A 21415-nucleotide genomic window follows, 5' to 3' on the forward strand; every position below is an offset into this window, starting at 1 on the left:
AAATCGGTCTAAGATAGCTTCCTATATCCACCAAAAACTGAAAAGTGTGTTTCAAACAGTCAACTATTTACCAGATAAAACTTATCACACTTAGCTTAATATTCTTTAAAAACTAATTTTTATCGGTTGAGGCAACTTCCTCCTTTGGAGTATTTTCCGAAATGTCTCCTCCCTTAACTTCTGGGAAGTTTTGGGCAATAGCTTGTGGAATACCTTCGCTATTAGGAACAAGCTCTTCTTGTGGAATATGGTTTTTGCTGACATCAATCGTTTGGAGGCTTGGGTTAGTCTCTGACAATTTCAAAGTTTCAATCGTATTGTTTGAAGCATTCAGGTTTTCAAGAGCCTTATAATGATTGATTCCTTCCAAGTTTGTCAGTTGATTGCCAGAAACATTTAGAGTTTCAACAGAAGTCTGCTCACCGTCAATTGCTAAAGTTTCGATATGATTTCTTTCCACAGAGAGAGTCTTCAGCTTCTCTGCTTCTTCCACTCCCTTAAGATTGGTCAACTGGTTCTCAGTCAAATTCAATTCACGCAGGCTTGGATTGTTTTTTAAGAATTCAAGATTAGAAACCTTACTATTAGTTGCTGTCAATTCTTCCAATTTCTCTGCCTTCAAGGTTGACAAGTCAAGTTTTTCATTGTAGGACAGGAACAAACGATTAAGTTTGTCTTTGTTAGAAAGCGCAGAAATATCTGAAAGGTTGTTGTGTTCCAAACTTACAGCTGTCAAATTGGTCAGATGGGAAATCGGTGTCAAGTCAGAAATGCGGTTATAGTCCAAATTCAAGGATTCTAGCTTGCTTAACTGACTTAGAGGGCTGAGGTCTGTCAAATTATTCCCAGCCGCCGCAACAACTTTCAAATGGGTAAAGTCTTTCAAGAAGGACAGGTCTGTAATCTCATTTTGAGAAATATCAATGCCTTCCAGCTGGGGCAACTCTTTTAGGAAGGTAAAGTCCTTAATACCTGTCTGCGTCATCCAGATCTGTTTCAGGTTCTTAAACTGCAAAACCGGTCTAACATCATCAATCTTTGTAAAACCAATACCCAAGACTTCAAGATTTGGCATCAAATCCAAGTTCTTTCGTTTCAAAGGATCTGTACGCTGACCAATATTGAGGTATTTAACCGTCAACAACCATTCTTTCATCCGTTCAGGGTCAGTTTCTGTCGAAGGAAATGGTTGATCTGCTGTCGCATGAAGAATATCTTCGATAATTTCGTCATCAAAACCTAATGATTTTAAGGTAGCCATCCCGATTTTATCATGGGCATGAGGATCTTGATGAGGATCATCAATCGGCTTTCCAATATCAACCTTATCAATCAAAATCGCATGGGAATGGTCACCGTGGGGATAGACAAAAACTGGTCCATCTTCGGTGTCTGCCACTTTGATACTGTCCGCTGAAAGGCCCAAAATATGAGCCAAATATTCTTTCTTTGACTGAATTTGCTTGGCAGTTTCATCTTCTTGAGGTTTTTGAGGGCTGACAGGTGGTAAATCTTTCTCTGTCACAGTTCCCAAGACCTGATATTCTTTCCGAGCTACTTCAAGGTAGACCTGAGGAATATGGCTTTCCCATTTACTAGCAACCAAATGACTATAAGGAATCAGGTGGGTGTGACCATGATGGTCTACCAGCAGACCTAAACTTGTCTGACCTTGAACGCCACTACCATTAAATTGAAAACCGTCACTGGTTGGATAATCGACACCTGGGAATCTCTTCTTAACAGATGGTACCGATGGTATCTGACTACCGTTTGACTGATTTTTTTTAGAACTTGGAGCCAAAGCCTGTCCTGTCTCACCACTGTTAAGATGTCCTAGAGGCCTTGGACTGACCTTAGGGAGCTCTGTTCCTGAAAGGTCTTTTTTCCAGATATAGTGGAAATGATCCCCATGTCGTACCGTGTAGCCATTTTCATCTTCGGCAACAATATCCTTAGGATCAAAAACATAGCCATCATCTAGTGTCACACCAGAAGAAACCTTCTCACCAGTTTTTTTTGTGCTAGCGCTAGTACCGCTGCCAGATTGCTTAGGAATTAAGTAAGCCCATTTGCTATTCTGTAAATCCTTATAGAAAATAAAGTGAGAGTGTCCATCATGGTCAATGACAAGCCCGTCATCCGTCTTACTGATAATTTGTGACTCTTTTTCAAATAAAAATCCATCATCTGTTGGAAAATCAATACCAGCAACACCCTTGGCATCCATTCTCTTTTGATTTTTTGTTAATTTTTTAGCGTATTTCAGAGAGATAATATTGGCATCTTTTTCTTTCGGGTAATAATGATAATAGCCGTTAACAGAAATAATGTAACCCTGCTCAACCTTATAGAAAATATCTTCTTTTTTAAAGGTATAGGACTTATCTGGGAGGGTCTCTTTCAAGAACATCGCCCTATACGGAACTTGCCCTTGAACAAAATAGGAATCCCCTCCTTGGAGTCGCAGATAGCCTTCCTTTTTAATGGCAGTTACGACAACAAGCTCTTCTTCCGAAACCTTATCGGTTTTTGAAACCTGCTTTTCCACTTTATATGACTGGTTAGTGGTTTGTTTTTGTTCGATATGACAAGCCGTCAAAACAAGTTGACAAGACAGCGTAATTCCTACCAAATACATAATACGATTGTTTTTATTCACAACTTCACAACGTCTCCTTTTGTTAACTAGTTGTTATTTAACTAGTTAAGTTTAACCTTATTCACCAATTTTGTCAATATCAATCTAAAAATTATTCCCGCTTATATCACTATTTGACTCTTGTTGGGCTAAAAGTTTAGCCACTTTTTTCTTTTTCCGCCCCTGCCGAAAAAAATCTTTCATAAGGATCGTACATTCTTCAGCAAGAACACCTGTCTCCACCTCAACTCGATGATTGAGGCGTTGGTCTGTCAAGATATGGTAGAGGCTTCCTGCTCCCCCAAACTTTTGATTGGCCGCGCCATAAATGACCTGAGGAATGCGCGCCAACCCAATCGCACCGCTGCACATAACACAGGGCTCGATGGTCACAAACAAGGTTGCATCCAGTAAACGCCAGTTGCCTTCCGTCGCATTGGCTTCATTGATGGCCATGATTTCTGCATGCATAATGGCTTGATTGAGTTCCTCACGCGCATTGTGCCCACGCCCGATAATCCGTCCCTCTTTGACAATAACGCAGCCAATGGGAATCTCCTCTTTGGCCAAGGATTTCTCTGCCTCTTTCAAGGCCTTCCTCATATAATACTCTTTTTCTTCTTGTGTAAATTCCATGACAATAGTATATCACAAAAAGACCAGCACGGAGCTGGACTATTTTATCATTCCTTGATCCAAGTAACTTCCCAAATATACCATCCTCTATACTTTGTTTTAACATAAAGCTTGTCCAAAGTAGAAAATGGCAGTTCTCCCATCTGATTATTTTCGATTGGATCCATAATAACTTCACCTCTGTGTACACCAAAAGCATCTGAAGTGGCGGTCATTAAAATTGCAGATTTTACTTTATAACCTGACGGTCTTGGTAAAGAGGCTACCTCTCCGCGCCTAATTGTTACACCACTGATTGTCATGCTTCCCATTCCATCATTTTCAGTAAAATATCTAACATGAACATCATATTCGGTTGGATTTTCAGTATATAAATCTTTTTCAAGATTTGGTTGATTTGGGTAAACTGGCTGTGTAGGTGCCATTGGCTCTACTGGTTGTGCTGGTTCCACTGGCTGTGTAGGTGCCATTGGCTCTATTGGTTGTGCCGGCTTCTCAGCTTCGACCTTTTTATTGCTCAAAGCCATAAATGCAACACCTTCTTGCGACCAACCGCGAGTTGCCAAGACCGCGTACTCATTGGCATCTTTCGTGTAAAGGTGCTTTTTGAGACCACGGTTATACAAGCGGTAAACAGGCGTTTCTCCAAATGAACGGAAGGCTACACCTTCTTGTGACCAACCACGAGTTGCCAAAACAGCATACTCATTGGCATCTTTCGTGTAAAGGTGTACTTTCAGACCACGGTTGTACAAGCGGTAAACAGGCTCACCTTGCTGATCTTCAGTATTCCAAGCCACACCCTCTTGTGACCAACCACGAGTTCCCAAAACAGCGTATTCGTTTGTATCTTTTGTATAAAGGTGCACTTTAAGACCTTTATTATATAGACGATAGAGAGGTGTATCTGCCTGAGCTGTTGCCCCTAACATACTAGCAAATAGCATCGCACCCAATGTTAATATTAGTTTATTTTTTTTCATATTAAACTCCTTTCGTTTCTATTATAACGAATATTCCCTATAAAACAACCTTTATAACTTAGCAGTAACCGACCATTCACATTCGTTTTTATGCATCAAATTTGTTTATTATGGTTTTTATAGGTTATTTACGAACCTATTTTTTACCGAACATTTTATTCGTTTCTGTTTTTCTTATAAAAGAAGCGTCTTTCTAAATCAGTGTTCATATTTTGATTTTTTAAAAAAAATAAGAGAGAGGCAAGCCCCTCTCATGTTATTTTGATATACACTGCTTATTTCACCACGATGTTGACCAATTTATTTGGCACTGCGATAACCTTGATGACTTCCTTACCTTCAATCTCAGCTTTGACCTTGTCGTTTGCAAGAGCCGCAGCTTCTAATTCTTCCTTGCTCAAGTCTTTGGCAACCGTCAATTTGGCTTTGACTTTACCTTTGATTTGGACAACGATTTCGACTTCGTTTTCAACCAGTTTCGACTCGTCCCATGTTGGCCATGCCACGTATGAGATTGATTCACCCGATGCGGTCAAACCTTGCCACAACTCTTCTGCCAAGTGTGGTGCAAATGGTGCAATCAACTGAACAAAGCCTTTGGCGTAGTCTGCAAAGAATTTGTCTTCTTTGTTTGCTGCGTTAACAAAGACCATGAGTTGGGCAATGGCTGTGTTGAACTTCATTTGCTCAATCTGCTCTGTCACCGCTTTAACAGTCTCATTGTAAACCTTGTCCAAAGCGCCGCTATTTTCCGCAGAAATCTCCTTAGTTATCATCAAGCGGTAAACGCGATCTAGGAACTTGCGTGACCCTTCGAGACCTTCTTCGCTCCAAGCAATGGAAGCGTCAAGTGGACCCATGAACATTTCGTAAACACGGAGGGTGTCGGCACCGTATTGCTCAACTACATCATCAGGATTGACAACGTTCTTGAGGGATTTAGACATCTTAGCAGGTGCTTGTTCGAGCTCTTCGCCTGTTTCGATGTTGAAGAAGCCACCGTCGCGTTTTTCAACCTTGTCTGTGGCAACAAGGGCGCCACGATTATCGCGGTAGCTTGTTCCCAAAATCATGCCTTGGTTAAAGAGTTTTTGGAATGGCTCTTTGGTTGGTACCACACCAAGGTCATAGAGGAATTTGTGCCAGAAACGGGCATAAAGCAGGTGAAGAACAGCATGCTCTGCACCACCAACATAGATATCGACTGGCAACCAAGCTTTAAGCAGCTCTTCGTCAGCTAGTTTTTCATTATTGTGTGGGTCGATGTAGCGAAGGAAGTACCAGCTTGAACCAGCCCATTGCGGCATGGTGTTGGTTTCACGACGTCCTTTGACACCATCTTCACGAGTGACTTCCAGCCAGTCAGTCAGGTTGGCAAGTGGTGACTCACCTGTACCTGAAGGCTTGATGTCTTTGGTCACTGGAAGAACAAGTGGCAATTCGCTTTCTGGAACAGCTGTTGATGTACCATCTTCCCAATGGATGATTGGAATTGGTTCACCCCAATAACGTTGGCGACTGAAAAGCCAATCACGAAGGCGGTAGTTAATTTGTTTCTTACCGTAACCATTTTCCTCAAGGAAGTCAACCATCTTGTTGATGGCTTCTTCTTTGTTGAGGCCGTCAAGGAATTCAGAATTGATGTGCAGACCGTCTTCTGTATAAGCTGCTTCTTGTACATCCCCACCTTCAAGGACTGGAATGATGTCAAGACCGAATTGCTTCGCGAAATCCCAGTCGCGTTCATCATGCGCAGGAACCGCCATGATGGCACCAGTACCGTAGCTTGCAAGCACATAGTCAGAAATCCAGATTGGAATTTCGCGACCATTGACAGGGTTGATAGCATAGGCACCTGTCCAAACACCAGTTTTCTCTTTGGCAAGGTCTGTACGAGCAAGGTCAGATTTTAGGCTTGCTTGGCGTTTGTATTCGGCTACGCTTTCTGCTTGTTCAGGAGAAGTGATGGCGTCCACCAAGTCATGTTCTGGAGCCATAACAGCGTATGTCGCACCAAATAATGTATCAGGGCGAGTTGTAAAGACGGTGAAGTCCTTATCCGTACTGGCCACTTTGAAGGTCACATGCGCACCCGTTGATTTGCCAATCCAGTTGCGTTGCATGTCCTTGATTGATTCTGGCCAGTCGACTTCTTCCAAGTCTTCAAGCAAACGTTCTGCGTAGGCTGTGATTTTCAACATCCATTGGCGCATTGGTTTGCGGACAACTGGGTAACCACCACGTTCAGATGTTCCATCAGGAAGCACTTCTTCGTTGGCGATGGCTGTTCCCAATTCTTCAACCCAGTTTACAGGCACTTCAGCTTCATAAGCCAAGCCTTTTTCGTAGAGTTTTGTGAAAATCCATTGTGTCCATTTGTAGTAATTTGGGTCAGTAGTATTGACTTCACGGTCCCAGTCGTATGAGAAGCCGAGAGCGTTGATTTGGCGCTTAAAGTTAGCAATGTTTTCCGCTGTAAATTCAGCAGGGTCATTACCAGTGTCCATAGCGTACTGCTCAGCTGGAAGACCAAAAGCGTCCCACCCCATTGGGTGAAGCACGTTGAAACCTTGCGCACGTTTGTAACGGCTAAGGATGTCCGTCGCTGTGTACCCTTCTGGGTGACCTACGTGAAGACCAGCACCTGATGGATATGGGAACATGTCAAGAGCGTAAAAATTAGGTTTTTCCGCGTCCGTTCCCGTTTTAAATGTTTCATTTTGAGCCCAGAAGGCTTGCCATTTCGGCTCAATTTCTTTGTGATTAAAGTTTGCCATATTGATGTTCTCCAAAAAATATCGTTCTTTTTATTATAACATGAATAATAGTAATAAAAAAGCTGAAAATCCACGCCAATAACTGCTTTTCACAAAATTTTCTTGACAAGGAGACCAACTTCCTCTATACTAATTCCAAATGACATACTGCTTTAATCATGTCCCGTGAGGCATATAAGCGCTACAAGAGGTTTTCAGCATTGACTACCTACTATTTTTGTGGACGTTTACTGGCTCAAGGACTTTCCTTGAGTTTTTTCTTTGCGCATGTGACAAGCAGCATGGCATGATTGTTTTTAAAGGTCTTGTTTGGACTTTTATGCCATTTAATAAAGCTGGCCCGTGAGCCATCATTAAAGGAGAAGACGAAATGTCATCATTACAACTTGATAAAAACAATTGGCGTGCTTTGACCGCTGCCATTGTTGCTTCTGGAACTGACGATTTGAACGTTATGTTTCTGGCTTTTTCCATGTCCACGATTATATCGGACCTATCTATCTCGGCAGCTCAAGCAGGCTGGATTGGCACCATTACCAATCTCGGGATGCTGGTCGGTGGACTACTCTTTGGACTCTTGGCTGACCGCTACAACAAGTTCAAGATTTTCAAGCTAACCATTCTCATTTTCTCAGTAGCGACAGGTTTGATTTTCTTTACAAAGAGCTTGTCTTACCTCTACCTCATGCGCTTTATCGCAGGAATCGGGGTTGGCGGCGAGTACGGTATTGCCATTGCCATCATGGCGGGTATCGTCCCTCCAAGTAAGATGGGGCGTATTTCCTCACTCAACGGCATCGCTGGTCAAGTCGGATCTATCAGCTCTGCTCTCTTAGCTGGATGGCTCGCACCTGCTCTTGGTTGGAAAGGCCTCTTCCTCTTTGGACTACTTCCCATCCTGCTACTCGTCTGGATGCAACTAAGTATCAACGACCAAGCAATCAATGATAACGGGAATACTGCTGCAGAGAAAAAAGAGCCGATTAACATCCACGAACTCTTCAAAACACCAGCTATCGCTGCGCAAACAATTGCCCTCATGGTCATGACAACTGTGCAAATTGCGGGCTACTTCGGCGTGATGAACTGGCTTCCAACCATTATCCAGACCAGTCTCAATATTTCTGTCAAAAATTCATCTCTATGGATGATTGCAACTATTCTTGGTATGTGCGTTGGGATGCTGGTCTTTGGTCAATTGCTAGATAAATTTGGACCAAGACTCGTATACGGTATCTTCTTGCTAGCTTCTGCCGTCTGCGTCTACCTCTTTCAATTCGCCAATTCTATGGCAGCCATGCTCGTTGGCGGAGCCATTGTCGGATTCTTTGTCAATGGGATGTTTGCGGGCTACGGCGCTATGATTACCCGACTCTATCCCCACCATATCCGCTCAACTGCAAACAATGTCATTCTAAATGTCGGTCGTGCTGTCGGTGGCTTCTCCTCTGTTATCATTGGAATGATTCTTGATGCCTCTAGCGTATCCATGGTGATGGTATTCCTTGCAAGCCTCTACGTCATCAGCTTCCTTGCTATGATGGGCATCCGCAATCTCACGCCAAAAATGTATACCAAGCCCACAACAATTTCCTAGACAAACCAAACCCACCAGAACAGCAGTTTTGGTGGGTATTTAGTTTGCTAAATATTTTTCTAAATCAGGTAATCTATCCCGCGTATCTTCCAAACCACGGTCATAAATTTCTTGGAGTTTATCCAGATCTTTTTCAAGTCGGCCAATTTTTAGTTTTTCCTGCGGACGGAAGACAAACAATTCTCCAGCTTCTTCCAACTCAATCACGCGCTCGACAGCTTGATTGTAATGTTTGTAGCGCATAGAAGCAACTTTTACAAAGTTTGGATACTTGCGATAAAGTAGCTTGTAAGCTCGTCCACTAGATGGTTTTTTCCGGTATTCTTTTGGCTGAGTCAGGACCACGATGAGTTTGTCAAAACCAAGGCTGCGTGCAAACTCGACCGGAATACTGTCTGACAATCCACCATCGAGGTATTGCTTCCCTTGCCATTCGACCATTTTGGAGACGATAGGCAGAGCTGAGCTTGCCCGAAAAATCTCCATTTGCTCAAAAACATTATCAATCTTGAAGTAAGCTGGCTGACCAGATGACATTTCCGTTGCGACCGCATAAAAATCAACACCAGATTGTTCAAAAGCCTGCTCATCAAACACATCTAGTTTCATCGGAATTTCGTAGTAGGTAAAGTCTTTGTTAACCATATTTCCCGTCTTCAACCAAGAGCCAAAACTCATATAGTTTGGATAGGAAATGTATTTCTTATTGTAGCGAAGGGCCCGACCACGCTGACCAGACACAAAGTTGACACCAAACAAGGCTCCAGCTGATACTCCGACAAGGCCATCTACCTTGATGCCCGCGTCCAAAAAAGCATCCAGAACTCCAGCTGTGTAGAGCCCACGCATGCCGCCACCTTCTAAGACCAATCCTACTCTCATCGTTTTCCCTCTTTTCTTTTAGTTTTTATTATAGCAAAAAAGCAGAAAACTCTCTTTAATTTACTATAAAAAAAGCCGAGCTTACGCTCAGCTTATTCTTGTGATTCTTCTTGTTTGACTTGCTGGATATACTTGTAAATAGATACTTCTGACATCCGGAAAGCTTCTGCTGTTTTGGAAACTGAATCCTTAAAGTCAAAGAATCCTTTCTTGTAAAGCGAACGGACAATGGCAATCTTTTCAGTGCGTGTCATCCGGTGCTTGGTCAAATCTTTCCCTTGGGTTTCACGAATAATAATATCTTCAATCAATTGGTCTGCTGTTTCATAGAAGTTTTCAATTGCTGAGAAACTGATTTGCTCAGCTGGTTCATCTGTCAATTGGAGAGATTCTTTCAAACTAATCAAAGTGCTTTCAAATAGATTTTTCAGAGCAAGTAATTTTGTCTTGTCAACATTTACACAGATAGCTCCGATTAGTTGACCTTCATCCTTAATAAAGTAGCTTGACGAATACATCTCTTTCCCGGCAGCTGTTCTTGTGCGGTAATTGACAACGTAATCCTCCTCCAAATAAACCTTTGATTGTAAGATTTCCAAAATCAAGTCCGTAGCTGGCGCACCAACTTGGCGACCTGATAGGTTATTCTTAATGTAAACCAAAGAATGATCTAACCCTTCTGTAAAATCTTGAAGTACAATCTCTGTCTCTTTCCCCATAACTTTTGCAAAAAAGTCAATTAGGGGTGGGTAGGGATTAAGTCTTGCGTCCATTTTAACCTCATCTTTCTACGCAAAAAACGATCATTTATATTTAAACTCATTGTAGCATAATTATCTTAAAACTCAATCATTAAAGCACTAATTTTTATGAAAATTATGAAATTTTCACAAATTATATTTTTCTTTATCGCTTTATCAAATAGTCTATAAAACAGGTATTTTCAGACTATTCAATAAAATTACAAAAGACAATTTTTCACAAATTAATGATAAATTTTCTTTCTGCTTTAGCTACTGAATCCTTTTCTATCGCAAGAATTTGAAATAGACAAAAGCCAGATTATTCATCTGACTTCTTTTTTTACCAAATAATGACACGTTCTTCTGCTGCGCGCCACATGCCGTCGCCTTCTTTGATATCGAAGGTCTCGATAAAGTCATCGAAGTTTGGCAATTGCACATTGGTCCGTAATTTACCCGGAGCATGCACATCGACTGAGATCAAGAGTTGAAGGTACTCTTCACGTGCCTTCATACGCCAAATACGCGCAAAGTTGGTGAAGTATTCTTCAGCTGAGAAATCGGCATCTTTCTTGGCTGCTTCAAGTGCTGCCGCAAGACCACCTAGGTCGGCTACATTTTCGGAAACCGTTAATTTCCCGTTAACCTTGCCACCTGCAAAGTCAATCCCGTCAAACTGAGCTACGACCTTGTCTGTGCGTTCTTGGAAGGCTGCGTAATCCTCTTCTGTCCACCAGTTATTCAGACTACCATGCTCGTCAAAAGATGCACCGTTGGTATCAAAAGCGTGTGAAATTTCATGGGCAATCACGGCTCCAATACCGCCATAGTTGGCTGACGAAGACTGATCCAAGCTGTAAAATGGTGCTTGTAAGATGGCAGCTGGGAAGACAATCTGGTTTTGTTGTGGGTCATAGTAAGCGTTAACCATGTGAGCAGGCATGTGCCACTCGCTGCGGTCTACAGGCTGATTCCACTGACTCCACGTATGCGCAATCGAAATCTTAGCCAAGTTTTGTGCATTTTCTACCAAGCTAAGATTTTCGTCGATAATTTTCTTGCTATAGGTTTCTGGCAATTTTTCTGGATAACCGATATGTGGCGTGATGACATTTAATTTTGTAATGGCTTTGTCACGCGTTTCAGGTTTGAGCCAGTCATTTTTCGCTAAGCGGTCCTTATAAACCTCAATCATAGTGGCTACTTTTTCTTCCACATCTGCCTTAGCTTCTGGGGAGAATTTTTCAGCTGCATACCAGAGACCGAGTGCTTGACTGTAAGGTCCTTGCGCAAGATAGTAAGCCGCTTTCTTCTTGTCCATGGCCTGAGGCGTACCAGACAAGGCACGACTGTAACTACCTGCAAGCACACGAATCTCATCTGTCAAATAGCTGACATAGTCAACCGCAGCATTTTGCACCAAGCTAGCCTTAAGCAGTGGCCAATTCTGTTCAGAATAAAACTCTGCTGCAAAGTCTGTCCAAAAACGTTCTTCTGGTACGATAACCTTGTCAGGTTTTTGACCCAAAATAGCTGTGAAAATGGCGTCCAGTGGCAACTCTGGTGTCAACTGTGTAAAGTCAGCCCAGTCGTATGGATGATAGAGTTTGACATACTCTGAAGACTCTTCACTTGAGAGGACGTACTTGGCAACTTTTGCATCCAAGGCCATGCATTTATCCAAGATATCCGCGACATCTTCAGCTGTAAAGCCGAATTTGGGAAGAAGTTCTTCCTGCATTTCACGCCACTTGGCAAGCAATTCCTTGCCTTTTTCATTATCATCAGCGTAGTAAGTCGTATCTGGCAAGATTGTATGCGGAGCGTAAGCCCAAAGGACATTCATCTGTGCATTCATGAAGTCTGGAGATACACCAAATGGAAGATAATTTGGCTTACCAGCCAACTCATACTCTGCAATTTTTTCAGCAAACTCAGCAAATGAACCCAAGGCCTTGTATTCTGCAATCAAGTCTTGCACAGGCTCTGTTCCCAGTGCTTCACGTTTGTCAAAATCAGCAACCATCTTGTGGAACTTGACAAAATTTTGGAGAACAGCATCCTCTGGCAAGTCTTGTCCTGCCAACCAAGCATCTGTTTTGTCCATCATCAAGTCTTCAATCTCGTCCGCCAAGTCTGAAAATCCACCTGTACGAGGCTTATCATCAGGAATAACAGCTGTTTTCGCCCATTCGCCATTGATTGCTTCGTAAAAATCATCTTGTAAACGTACCATTTCAATTCCTCCGTTTCTTTCTATACTATCTTAGCAAAATTGACTTAGATTTTCACTTCCCAACTAGGCTTTCTTTATTTTTCTAAGAATCATGCTCAAGCAAAACATCACGAGGCTGATACTGACACAAGTCCCTGATAAAGTGAGGTCCAGTTTATTACCCACAAAAAATCCTAGACTAGCTGTCAAGAGGCCGCTCAATTGACCAAACAGTAAAAATTGACCAAAGTGACGAGACCAAGGTAAGACTGTCATAGCTGGTGCTACCAAAAAGACAATGACCGTCATAGAACCCACAGCATCAAAGGCCAAAACCGTTGTCAGAGATACAAATAGTAAAATTGCAAGTCGTATGGACTTGCCAGCCACACCCGAGAGGTGAGCCTGCCGTTTATCGAAGAGATAGAGTTTGAGATGTTGATAAGAAAGCAGGAAAAAAACGAGATTGGCCAGCAAGGTGATGCTAGACTTAAAGACCGAAACCGGGATTGAAAATCCTAGGAAATCCATTCGATGGAGAGGTGCAAAAATCACTTCCCCCATCAAAACCATGTCCACATCGATGTGGACATTTCGTGCAAAAACGGAAATCAAGATAACAGCCAAGGCAAAGAAAAAGGAAAAAACTAGCCCTGTTGCCGCATCGTACTGTATTTTTTGGCTATGCAAAAAGTCAATGGACAAAACAGCTAAAACCCCAAACACCGTCGCTCCCAACATAAGAAGAGGGGAATCTAGGCTATTGCTGATGAAAAATCCCAAGACAATTCCCAGTAAGACTGAATGCGATAGGGCATCTGCTAGCAGGGATTGATTTTGCAAGACCAACAAGGAACCGATGAGACCGCAAGAAGAAGAAACCAATACTAAAACTAACCAAACTTCAAACACGAGTATTCTCCTTCCTTACATAGGTCACATAGAAAAAGGCAAGTAGGGTGACAAACGTCATACACACAATAATACTTGGCCCCGTCGACAACCCCGACACAGCCGAGCTAACCCAGGTTCCCAAAAAGGCAGAAATAACTGCTGACACGGAAGACAAGAGTAAGACACGACGATAATTTCGACCAAGGAGTAGACCAAAAACTGCTGGAGCAATTAAAAAACTACTCATCAAGACTGCCCCGACCACCTTCAAACCAACAGAAATTAAGCAAATCATCAAGAACATGGTTAGTCGTTTGAGAAAGGTCACACGAACCCCGACCAATTCCGCAAATTGTGCATCAAAGAGATAGAGCTTAAATCCTTGATAGCAGACAAAGAAGAGACCTAAGCAAATCACCGCTACCACACAAATCAAGAGAATATCATCTTTTTGGATAAAGGCCGCCTGCCCGAATAAATAGGTCGCAAGCCCTGCTTGAGAAGCCCGAGAATAATGCGCATTCCCCTGAATGTAATTTTTCAAGACCATTCCAAGACCGAAAAAGGAGGCCGATACGAGGGCTAAAATATTGATGAGACTATGTCGGCTATTTTTATTGACCCATTGAACCAAGGCATAAGAAAGATAGCCAGACAAGACAGACCCCAGCATGAGCAAGAGTGGATTGCGCGATTGAAAGAGGATAAAGGAAAAGACAACTCCTGGGTAGGCCGCATGTCCCAAGCTATCCCCAATCATACTTTGCTTGGTCAACACGCTAATAGTACCAACCATGCTAGAGGCAAACGCTAGCAAACAGGTTCCCAAGGCGACTGTCCAAAAGGAATATTCTGTCAAAAGAGAAAACATGGTATCACTCTCCTCCTTTGGTCAGAAAGAAATCACCCATAGCGCCATAAGTAGCCTGATAATGACTTGTCGTCAAGACTTGGTCCACTGAACCGCTGGCTACAACCGTACGATTCAACCAGACAAGATAGTCAAAATAATCCGCAACGGTTGTCAAATCATGATGAATCACAATCGATGTTTTTCCCTCAGCCTGAAATTCTTTTAGCGTATCCATGATGATTGCCTCTGTAATCTGGTCAATCCCAGCCAGAGGCTCATCCATGAGATAGACTTGCGCTTCCTGTGCCAAGGCACGAGCTATAAAGACCCGCTGGCGCTGACCACCTGATAATTGGTCAACCTGACGGTAACGCAAATCTTGCAGGTTCATACGCTCAAGCGCAGCCTCTACGATTTCCTTGTCTTTCTTTCCAGGACGTTTGAGCCAGTTAGCTATATGAGCATAGCGCCCCATGAGAACAATCTCAAAAACCGTTGCAGGGAATTGCCAATTGACCTGACTGGCTTGAGGGATATAGGCTAACTTTTTCTGAATCAACTGACCAAGCTGATCGGACTGTCCCAAGAGCGACACCTGTCCTGTCACTTGTCCTTCTAATCCTAATATAGCTTTCATCAAACTAGATTTACCTGCTCCATTTGGCCCGACAATAGCGGTTCTACTCCCATCAGGAATGACCAAATTCACATTTTCCAAAGCGGAAACCGAACCATAGGTCAAGTTCACTCCCTGCATTTCAAGGGCTGCTTCCATGATAATCCTACTTTCTACTAAAAGAGAGTGGGATAAAAATCGTGATTTCGTAGAAATCGATCCCCTCACTTTTTATTTTTAGGTTTGGGCTGAAACAGTCTATTCCCAGACTGTTTCACTCCCACCTCCGCACAGTTGACTAGCTTCAAAGGTCCAAGATGAGCTTTGAAGGCTGGAGATAAAACTGACGAAGTTAGTTACAAGATTCGAAATTGCTTGCGCAGCAAGGAATGAGAGCATTCAGTCAACTCCTGCGTCAAACTGTTCAACCTGAAAAAGTCGGAGAGTTTAGAACTTTCATCCCGCTCCCTGACTTTTTATGCAATTATTATTTTATTTCAATGATGATACGATGAGGTTGATATTGTGTTTGTACATATCAATGTATGTATCCCCGTCTTCACCTTCTGGTGCCAAGGAATCTGAGAACAATTCTTTTCCTTCGCCAGTCACAACATCTACCTTACCACCTTTAGCGGCAACTGCTTCTTGTAGTTTTTTCATACGCTCAGGGTTAGTTGTAGACTCTGTAAAGATTGCTTTCACTTTGTGGTCAATGATCAAATTCACTGTATCAATCATATCGCTATTCGCAACTTCTGAGTCTGTGCTGACACCTTGAGGTGCATACAGTGTGAAACCGTAACGCGCAGCGAAGTAGTTAAAGGCATCATGTGGTGTTACCAAGTAACGGCTGTTTTCTGGGATAACGCTCAATTCTTTGCGTACCCAAGCGTCCAAGTCATCCAGTTGAGCAAGATATGATTTTTCATTTTCTTTGATTTTTTCTGCTTTAGCAGGAAGCAATTCTTGCAGTTGAGCTGACGCGACTTTAACCGCTGATTGGTAGAGGCTAATATCAAACCAAAAATGTGGATCGACGATTTTTTTCCCATCCTCTTCCATTGTGTTGATTTTATCTTTAGGGAAGTTTTTGGTTACTGCAACACCTGTTTGTTCCAAGGCATCAACCATTTTTCCTTCAAAGTGCAAGCCGTGGTAAAGTACCAAGTCTGCATTTTTCAACTTATTGAGGTCGCTTGATTTTGCGACATAAAGGTGTGGATCTTCGCCAGCTGGAATGATTAATTCGCGCTTGACATCGTCACCCGCCAACTGGTAAACCATATCGTAAAGGAACGATGTGGTTACCGTTACAGTTGGTTTTTCGCTTGATTTTTTTTGAGTTGTTGTGGATTGACAAGCAAACAAAACACAACACGACATTACGGCAAGCAAACTTGCAATGATTTTCTTTAACATAGAAACTCCTTTTTATGTTATGTGTATTATATTATTAGGTATACCTAATTCATTGTTTAATATATATTAAAAAAGATGATTTGTCAACCTTTTCTATTATTTTTTGATATAATAACAATGAAAGTGAGCAAAGATGACACCAAATAAAGAAGATTATTTAAAATGTATTTACGAATTGGGGCTAGACGGACAAAAGATTACCAACAAAAAAATTGCTGAAACCATGCAATTTTCTGCGCCAGCTGTCTCTGAAATGATGAAGAAACTCCTAGCCGAAGGATTGGTCCAAAAAGATGATCAACTTGGTTACCGCTTGGAAGTTCAAGGGCAAAAAATGGTTGCCGACCTTTATCGGAAGCATCGGCTGATTGAAGTATTCTTGGTCAATCAACTGGGCTACTCAGCCGAAGAAGTCCACGAAGAAGCCGAGGTACTAGAACATACCATTTCAGACCTTTTCGTTGAACGACTAGATGCTGTACTCGGTTTTCCACAAATCTGTCCACACGGTGGTACCATTCCAAGAAAAGACCAGCCCTTAGTTGAACGGTACTCAACCAAACTAGCCCATGTGACAGATATCGGCCCTTACCGACTCTTGCGCGTCAAGGACTTTTACCAACTCTTGCAGTATCTGGAACAGCATCAGCTAGCGGTTGGAGACCAATTGGACGTGCTCGAAATTGACCTTACATTTAGCCAGACCATCACCATAGCCTACAAAGGGAAGCAACTCACCATCCCTTTGAGCATTGCAGAAGTTTTATATGTAGAAAAAGAAAAAAGCTGAGAAAATTCTCAGCTTTTTTTAGTTTTTCGTGTCCAGCACAATGGTCACAGGACCATCGTTGACTAGGGAGACCTGCATGTCGGCGCCAAATACCCCGGTTTCGACAGGAACAAGAGTTGCTAGGGCTTGATTGAAGCGATTGTAAAATTCGCTAGCCATGTCTGGTTTGGCCGCTCCTGTAAAAGCAGGACGGTTGCCTTTTTTAGTGTCCGCAAACAGTGTAAATTGGGATATGGATAAGATAGAACCTTGAATATCTTGCACAGACAGGTTCATCTTGCCAGCTTCATCGGAGAAAATGCGCATATTGACAATTTTCCGAACGGCATAATCCATATCTTCCTGGGTGTCCTCAGGACCAACTCCCACCAAGAGCAGCAAGCCCTGACCAATCTCTCCAACTTTTTTCTCATCGATTGTCACCGCTGCTTGAGAGACACGTTGTATGATAATTTTCATCTTTCTCGCCTTATTTGTTTGAAATCTTACCCATTGGTCCGTTTGACAGAATAAACTTCTGGCACAGACTTAATCTTGTCTACCAAACTTGTCAGACTAGCTAGGTTTGGAATACCAAAGGAAACATGAATCGTTGCGTACTTCATATCCTTAGTTGGTTGAGCGCTGACTGTCGAAATATTCTTGCTTGAATTTGTCAATACTTTCAAGACATCATTCAAGAGACCTGAACGATTGAGCCCGTAGATATCAATGTGGGCCACGTATTCCTTGACAGAATGCTCATCTTCCCAATCAACATCAATCAAACGGGCTTCGTAATTATCCTGAGCCTTGAGATTCATACAGTCTGCGCGGTGAACAGCGACACCACGCCCCTTGGTAATGTAGCCGACGATCTCGTCACCTGGTACGGGATTACAGCATTTGGCAATCCGAATCAAGAGACCTGAAGCTCCTTCGATAACAACCCCGCCTTCATGGCGGATTTTCATGCTGTCCTTGCTGGCTTGTTTGACCTCACCACCATTGACCAATTCATCCGCTTCTGCCTTAGCTTTTGCCCGCTCAGCCTCTCTCCGCTCTTTTTCCGTTAAGCGATTAAAGACAGACATGGCAGAAATTTCACCAAAACCAACTGCTGCAAACAAGGACTCATCCGTCTTGTAGCTGGTCTTCCGCAAGACTTCATCCATGTGCTTGCGGTCAAAGTATTGGTTGGCCACATAACCATGCTCCTGCAAGAGCGTCTGCAACATTTCACGTCCTTTAGAGACAGACAGTTCCTTGTCTTGATTTTTGAAAAATTGCTTGATTTTATTCCGAGCCTTGTGGGTTTTAACGATATTGACCCAGTCACGACTTGGCCCAAATGAATTCGCATTGGTTACAATCTCGACCTGGTCCCCTGTGTGGAGTTTCGTCGTCAAAGGCACCATTCGACCATTGACCTTGGCACCCGTTGCCCGCTCCCCGACCTTGGTATGGATTTCATAGGCAAAGTCAATGGGAACAGAGTCCTTAGGCAATTCACGAACCGTTCCATCCGGTGTGAAGACGTAGATTCGCTCGGTGAAAATATCGTCCTTGACAGAGTCGACAAAGGTCTTGGCATCTCCTGCATCAGCTTGAAGTTCAATCAGATTGTTGATCCATTTGAGCTCGCTTTGTTTGGCAACTGCATCGCCTCCGCGTTTGTAAGCCCAGTGAGCCGCAACCCCGTATTCGGCTACTTGGTGCATTTCACGGGTTCTGATTTGAAACTCAATGGGACCTTTAGGTCCGTAAACCGTCGTATGAATAGACTGATAGCCATTGGCCTTTGGATTGGCAATATAATCCTTGAAACGTCCTGGCATTGGACGCCACAACTCATGAATATAGCCCAGCATAGCATAGACATCGCTCGGCGTTTCCATGACACAGCGAATAGCAATCAAGTCATAGAGCTCATCAAACCGCTTCTTCTTGTCGTGCATTTTACGGTAAATGGAGTAAATGTGCTTTGGTCGACCGTAAATATGACCTTCCAAGTGGCGATCACGCGCATAACTCTCAATCTTATCCACAACCTCTGTCACCAAGGCCTCCCGCTCACGGCGCTTCTCTGTCATCATGCGGGTAATCTTGTAAAATTCAATCTCGTTGAGATAGCGGAAAGACATATCTTCCAATTCCCACTTGATAGAAGAAATCCCCAAGCGGTGCGCAAGTGGAGCATATATTTCCATGGTTTCTCGTGAAATCCGCTCTTGCTTGTCCTTGCGTAAGTGCTTAAGAGTACGCATATTATGCAAGCGGTCTGCTAATTTGACCAAAATCACACGCATGTCTTTGGACATGGCGATGAGCATCTTGCGGTGGTTTTCTGCCAATTGCTCTTCGTGGCTCTTGTACTCGACTTTCCCTAACTTGGTCACTCCATCTACGATTAAACGAACCTCTGGACCAAATTCATTTTCCATGTCTTCTAAAGTCGTATCCGTATCTTCTACCACATCATGCAAAAAACCGCAGGCAACTGTGACTGCGTCTAGCTTGAGTCCCGCTAAAATACCTGCCACCTGGATAGGATGGACAATATAAGGTTCGCCTGACTGACGGAATTGCTCCTTGTGAGCCTCAACCGCATAATACAATGCCTTTTCTACAAACTTCACATCTTCTTCTGGCATGTAGGCGCGAGTCAGTTCTACAACTTCCTCCCCCGTAAGATTGACTTCCTTCATTTCAGTTCTCTCCTCATTTATTTCTACTATTTTACCATTTTAAAGTAAAAAGAAAAAGGCAAGGATTCAAAACTAGCTGATTATTTATCCACTTTTATGGTACACTGAATGTGACGATTTTAAGGAGTTTTAACATGATTGATGTAGAAGAAATTTTAGCCACCATGCAGCCCAACCAAAAGGTCAACTATGATCGCGTTATGCAAGAAATGGTCAAGGTCTGGCAAAGCAAAAATGAGCGGCCACGAATTCTCATGCACGTGTGCTGCGCCCCTTGTAGCACCTACACACTCGAATACCTGACTCAGTGGGCCGACGTAACGATCTATTTTGCAAATTCTAACATTCATCCCAAGGCTGAATATAAGCGTCGCTCCTATGTTACACAAAAATTCGTCCATGATTTCAATCAGCAAACAGGACAACGTGTTCAATTCCTTGCTGCCGACTATGTGCCAAATGAATTTTTTAAAACGGTGCATGGATTGGAAAAAGAGCCAGAAGGCGGCGACCGCTGCCGGGTTTGCTACGATTACCGCTTAGATAAGACCGCACAACAGGCGGTGGAGCTGGGATTTGACTACTTTGGCAGTGCCCTTACCATCAGTCCACACAAAAATTCACAGACCATCAACGCCGTCGGTATCGAAGTCCAGCAGGTCTACAATACGCAGTATTTGCCAAGTGATTTCAAGAAAAATCAAGGTTACAAGCGCTCAGTTGAAATGTGCAACGAATACGACATCTACCGCCAATGCTACTGTGGATGCGTGTTTGCTGCGCAGGCTCAAGGGATTGACTTGGTTCAGATCAAAAAAGACGCCCAACTCTTCCTGGCAGATAAAGATACGGCGCACGATTATGCTCATATCCGCTTCACCTTCAACGGAAAAGAATATTAAAAAGTCTGGATTTCCCAGACTTTTTCTTTGTCTTTATTTGGCTAATTCAAATGCATAACTGACAGCTGACAGGGCATAGAGCGGTGCAGTCTCTGTCCGCATGATGCGTGGTCCCAAGCCGACTTTGAGGGCTCCAGCCGCTTCAAAGACCTCAACTTCCTCAGGTGAAATGCCACCTTCTGGTCCGAAGATGAAGAGGAGGTTTTGTCCTGCCTCTGCCTGCGCTAATTCACGTACCAGTACAGCTTGTTCCCCTTCCTTGGCTGATTCTTCATAAGCGATGAAAATCTTATCAAAGTCTGCCAGCTTTTTCAGAAAATCAGCTTTCTTCTCAATCAAAGTCACTTCTGGGACCAAGTTGCGTTTGGATTGCTCCGCTGCTCCCAACACGATTTTGTCTAATTTTTCTTGGCGTTTGGCCAATTTTTTCCCGTCCCATTTAACGACTGACCAGTCGGCTGGGAAGGCCCAGAGGGCTGCTGCGCCTAGCTCGGTTACCTTTTGTGCGACAAATTCTAGCTTGTCCCCTTTTGGAAAGCCTGAAGCAATTGTCACTTGGACTGGTAATTCTACATTATCCGATAGTGCTTCTATGATTTCAAAGGAATGGGCTGCGCTGTCCAACACTTTTGCCAAGCGCTTTATATGATCGTTGAAGACCAACACTACCTCATCTCCCTCGGTCAGCCGCATAACGTTAAACATGTGCTTCACCGTGTCTTTGTCTGTGATAGTGACTGGATTTTCCGCTCTGCTATTTACAAAATACTGCTGCAT

17 protein-coding genes are annotated in these 21415 nt (G+C 43.1%); 3 read left to right on the forward strand and 14 right to left on the reverse strand.

What is annotated here, in order from left to right:
• Positions 1 to 112: 112 nt before the first annotated feature.
• The 4 genes from ABID27_RS08235 to leuS form a co-directional block, all read right to left on the reverse strand.
• Positions 113 to 2662, reverse strand: a complete 2550-nt coding sequence (locus tag ABID27_RS08235) for a pneumococcal-type histidine triad protein (RefSeq protein WP_354281491.1) — start codon at positions 2660 to 2662, stop codon at positions 113 to 115.
• A gap of 84 nt (positions 2663 to 2746) precedes the next feature.
• Positions 2747 to 3277 (reverse strand): tRNA adenosine(34) deaminase TadA, encoded by a 531-nt coding sequence (gene tadA / locus ABID27_RS08240; RefSeq protein ID WP_253364744.1) that lies wholly within the window; start codon positions 3275 to 3277, stop codon positions 2747 to 2749.
• A gap of 47 nt (positions 3278 to 3324) precedes the next feature.
• Positions 3325 to 4260 (reverse strand): hypothetical protein, encoded by a 936-nt coding sequence (locus tag ABID27_RS08245; RefSeq protein ID WP_354281494.1) that lies wholly within the window; start codon positions 4258 to 4260, stop codon positions 3325 to 3327.
• A 275-nt stretch (positions 4261 to 4535) separates the two neighbouring features.
• On the reverse strand, positions 4536 to 7037 hold the full coding sequence (gene leuS, locus ABID27_RS08250; protein WP_354281495.1) for a leucine--tRNA ligase: 2502 nt from the start codon (positions 7035 to 7037) through the stop codon (positions 4536 to 4538).
• A 370-nt stretch (positions 7038 to 7407) separates the two neighbouring features.
• Here leuS and ABID27_RS08255 point away from each other — a divergent pair, with 370 nt between their 5' ends.
• A complete protein-coding gene (locus ABID27_RS08255; RefSeq protein ID WP_354281497.1) occupies positions 7408 to 8634 on the forward strand; it encodes an MFS transporter in 1227 nt (408 codons plus the stop codon).
• Positions 8635 to 8673: 39 nt separating this feature from the next.
• On the opposite strand, the gene ABID27_RS08260 is transcribed toward ABID27_RS08255, so the two are convergent.
• The 7 genes from ABID27_RS08260 to ABID27_RS08290 form a co-directional block, all read right to left on the reverse strand.
• Positions 8674 to 9516, reverse strand: coding sequence for a patatin-like phospholipase family protein (locus tag ABID27_RS08260; protein WP_253364738.1), 843 nt, complete (start codon positions 9514 to 9516; stop codon positions 8674 to 8676).
• A gap of 92 nt (positions 9517 to 9608) precedes the next feature.
• Positions 9609 to 10289, reverse strand: coding sequence for a helix-turn-helix transcriptional regulator (locus ABID27_RS08265; RefSeq protein WP_253364737.1), 681 nt, complete (start codon positions 10287 to 10289; stop codon positions 9609 to 9611).
• 310 nt (positions 10290 to 10599) lie between these two features.
• The gene (locus tag ABID27_RS08270) at positions 10600 to 12495 is read right to left on the reverse strand and encodes a M13 family metallopeptidase (protein WP_354281500.1); all 1896 of its coding nucleotides are present in this window, start codon (positions 12493 to 12495) and stop codon (positions 10600 to 10602) included.
• 63 nt (positions 12496 to 12558) lie between these two features.
• Entirely contained in the window at positions 12559 to 13386 is an 828-nt protein-coding gene (locus ABID27_RS08275) for a metal ABC transporter permease (RefSeq protein WP_253364733.1), read from the reverse strand.
• Complete coding sequence (locus ABID27_RS08280) at positions 13379 to 14239, reverse strand: metal ABC transporter permease (protein WP_354281503.1); 861 nt, start codon at positions 14237 to 14239, stop codon at positions 13379 to 13381. Before ABID27_RS08280 ends, ABID27_RS08275 begins: the two co-directional genes overlap by 8 nt.
• Positions 14240 to 14243: 4 nt before the next feature.
• Positions 14244 to 14996: a metal ABC transporter ATP-binding protein gene (locus ABID27_RS08285; protein WP_253364728.1), complete on the reverse strand. Its 753-nt coding sequence runs from the start codon at positions 14994 to 14996 to the stop codon at positions 14244 to 14246.
• Between the two features lie 333 nt (positions 14997 to 15329).
• Positions 15330 to 16259 carry a metal ABC transporter solute-binding protein, Zn/Mn family gene (locus ABID27_RS08290; RefSeq protein ID WP_354281505.1) on the reverse strand — a complete coding sequence of 310 codons (930 nt, stop codon included), beginning with the start codon at positions 16257 to 16259 and terminating at the stop codon, positions 15330 to 15332.
• 133 nt (positions 16260 to 16392) lie between these two features.
• Here ABID27_RS08290 and ABID27_RS08295 point away from each other — a divergent pair, with 133 nt between their 5' ends.
• Entirely contained in the window at positions 16393 to 17049 is a 657-nt protein-coding gene (locus ABID27_RS08295; protein WP_253364724.1) for a metal-dependent transcriptional regulator, read from the forward strand.
• Between the two features lie 18 nt (positions 17050 to 17067).
• On the opposite strand, the gene dtd is transcribed toward ABID27_RS08295, so the two are convergent.
• Positions 17068 to 17508: a D-aminoacyl-tRNA deacylase gene (dtd, locus tag ABID27_RS08300; RefSeq protein ID WP_253364722.1), complete on the reverse strand. Its 441-nt coding sequence runs from the start codon at positions 17506 to 17508 to the stop codon at positions 17068 to 17070.
• Positions 17509 to 17534: 26 nt separating this feature from the next.
• Positions 17535 to 19736: a RelA/SpoT family protein gene (locus ABID27_RS08305; protein WP_354281508.1), complete on the reverse strand. Its 2202-nt coding sequence runs from the start codon at positions 19734 to 19736 to the stop codon at positions 17535 to 17537.
• 134 nt (positions 19737 to 19870) lie between these two features.
• On the opposite strand from ABID27_RS08305, the gene ABID27_RS08310 reads away from it, so the two are divergent.
• Positions 19871 to 20638, forward strand: coding sequence for an epoxyqueuosine reductase QueH (locus ABID27_RS08310; RefSeq protein ID WP_354281510.1), 768 nt, complete (start codon positions 19871 to 19873; stop codon positions 20636 to 20638).
• Between the two features lie 33 nt (positions 20639 to 20671).
• Here the strand turns inward: ABID27_RS08310 and ABID27_RS08315 are convergent, their stop codons facing one another.
• On the reverse strand, positions 20672 to 21415 hold the full coding sequence (locus tag ABID27_RS08315; RefSeq protein WP_253364719.1) for a 16S rRNA (uracil(1498)-N(3))-methyltransferase: 744 nt from the start codon (positions 21413 to 21415) through the stop codon (positions 20672 to 20674).

The sequence above is a fragment of the Streptococcus gallinaceus genome (genome assembly GCF_040545695.1).
GTDB classification, from domain to species: domain Bacteria; phylum Bacillota; class Bacilli; order Lactobacillales; family Streptococcaceae; genus Streptococcus; species Streptococcus gallinaceus.

Coding starts and splice junctions, on each gene's coding strand:
- ABID27_RS08305 (WP_354281508.1), bottom strand. CDS start 19,736: ATGAAGGAAGTCAATCTTACGGGGGAGGAAGTTGTAGAACTGACTCGC.
- ABID27_RS08290 (WP_354281505.1), bottom strand. CDS start 16,259: ATGTTAAAGAAAATCATTGCAAGTTTGCTTGCCGTAATGTCGTGTTGT.
- ABID27_RS08295 (WP_253364724.1), top strand. CDS start 16,393: ATGACACCAAATAAAGAAGATTATTTAAAATGTATTTACGAATTGGGG.
- ABID27_RS08310 (WP_354281510.1), top strand. CDS start 19,871: ATGATTGATGTAGAAGAAATTTTAGCCACCATGCAGCCCAACCAAAAG.
- ABID27_RS08245 (WP_354281494.1), bottom strand. CDS start 4,260: ATGAAAAAAAATAAACTAATATTAACATTGGGTGCGATGCTATTTGCT.
- ABID27_RS08285 (WP_253364728.1), bottom strand. CDS start 14,996: ATGGAAGCAGCCCTTGAAATGCAGGGAGTGAACTTGACCTATGGTTCG.
- ABID27_RS08315 (WP_253364719.1), bottom strand. CDS start 21,415: ATGCAGCAGTATTTTGTAAATAGCAGAGCGGAAAATCCAGTCACTATC.
- dtd (WP_253364722.1), bottom strand. CDS start 17,508: ATGAAAATTATCATACAACGTGTCTCTCAAGCAGCGGTGACAATCGAT.
- ABID27_RS08265 (WP_253364737.1), bottom strand. CDS start 10,289: ATGGACGCAAGACTTAATCCCTACCCACCCCTAATTGACTTTTTTGCA.
- ABID27_RS08270 (WP_354281500.1), bottom strand. CDS start 12,495: ATGGTACGTTTACAAGATGATTTTTACGAAGCAATCAATGGCGAATGG.
- ABID27_RS08280 (WP_354281503.1), bottom strand. CDS start 14,239: ATGTTTTCTCTTTTGACAGAATATTCCTTTTGGACAGTCGCCTTGGGA.
- ABID27_RS08260 (WP_253364738.1), bottom strand. CDS start 9,516: ATGAGAGTAGGATTGGTCTTAGAAGGTGGCGGCATGCGTGGGCTCTAC.
- leuS (WP_354281495.1), bottom strand. CDS start 7,037: ATGGCAAACTTTAATCACAAAGAAATTGAGCCGAAATGGCAAGCCTTC.
- tadA (WP_253364744.1), bottom strand. CDS start 3,277: ATGGAATTTACACAAGAAGAAAAAGAGTATTATATGAGGAAGGCCTTG.
- ABID27_RS08255 (WP_354281497.1), top strand. CDS start 7,408: ATGTCATCATTACAACTTGATAAAAACAATTGGCGTGCTTTGACCGCT.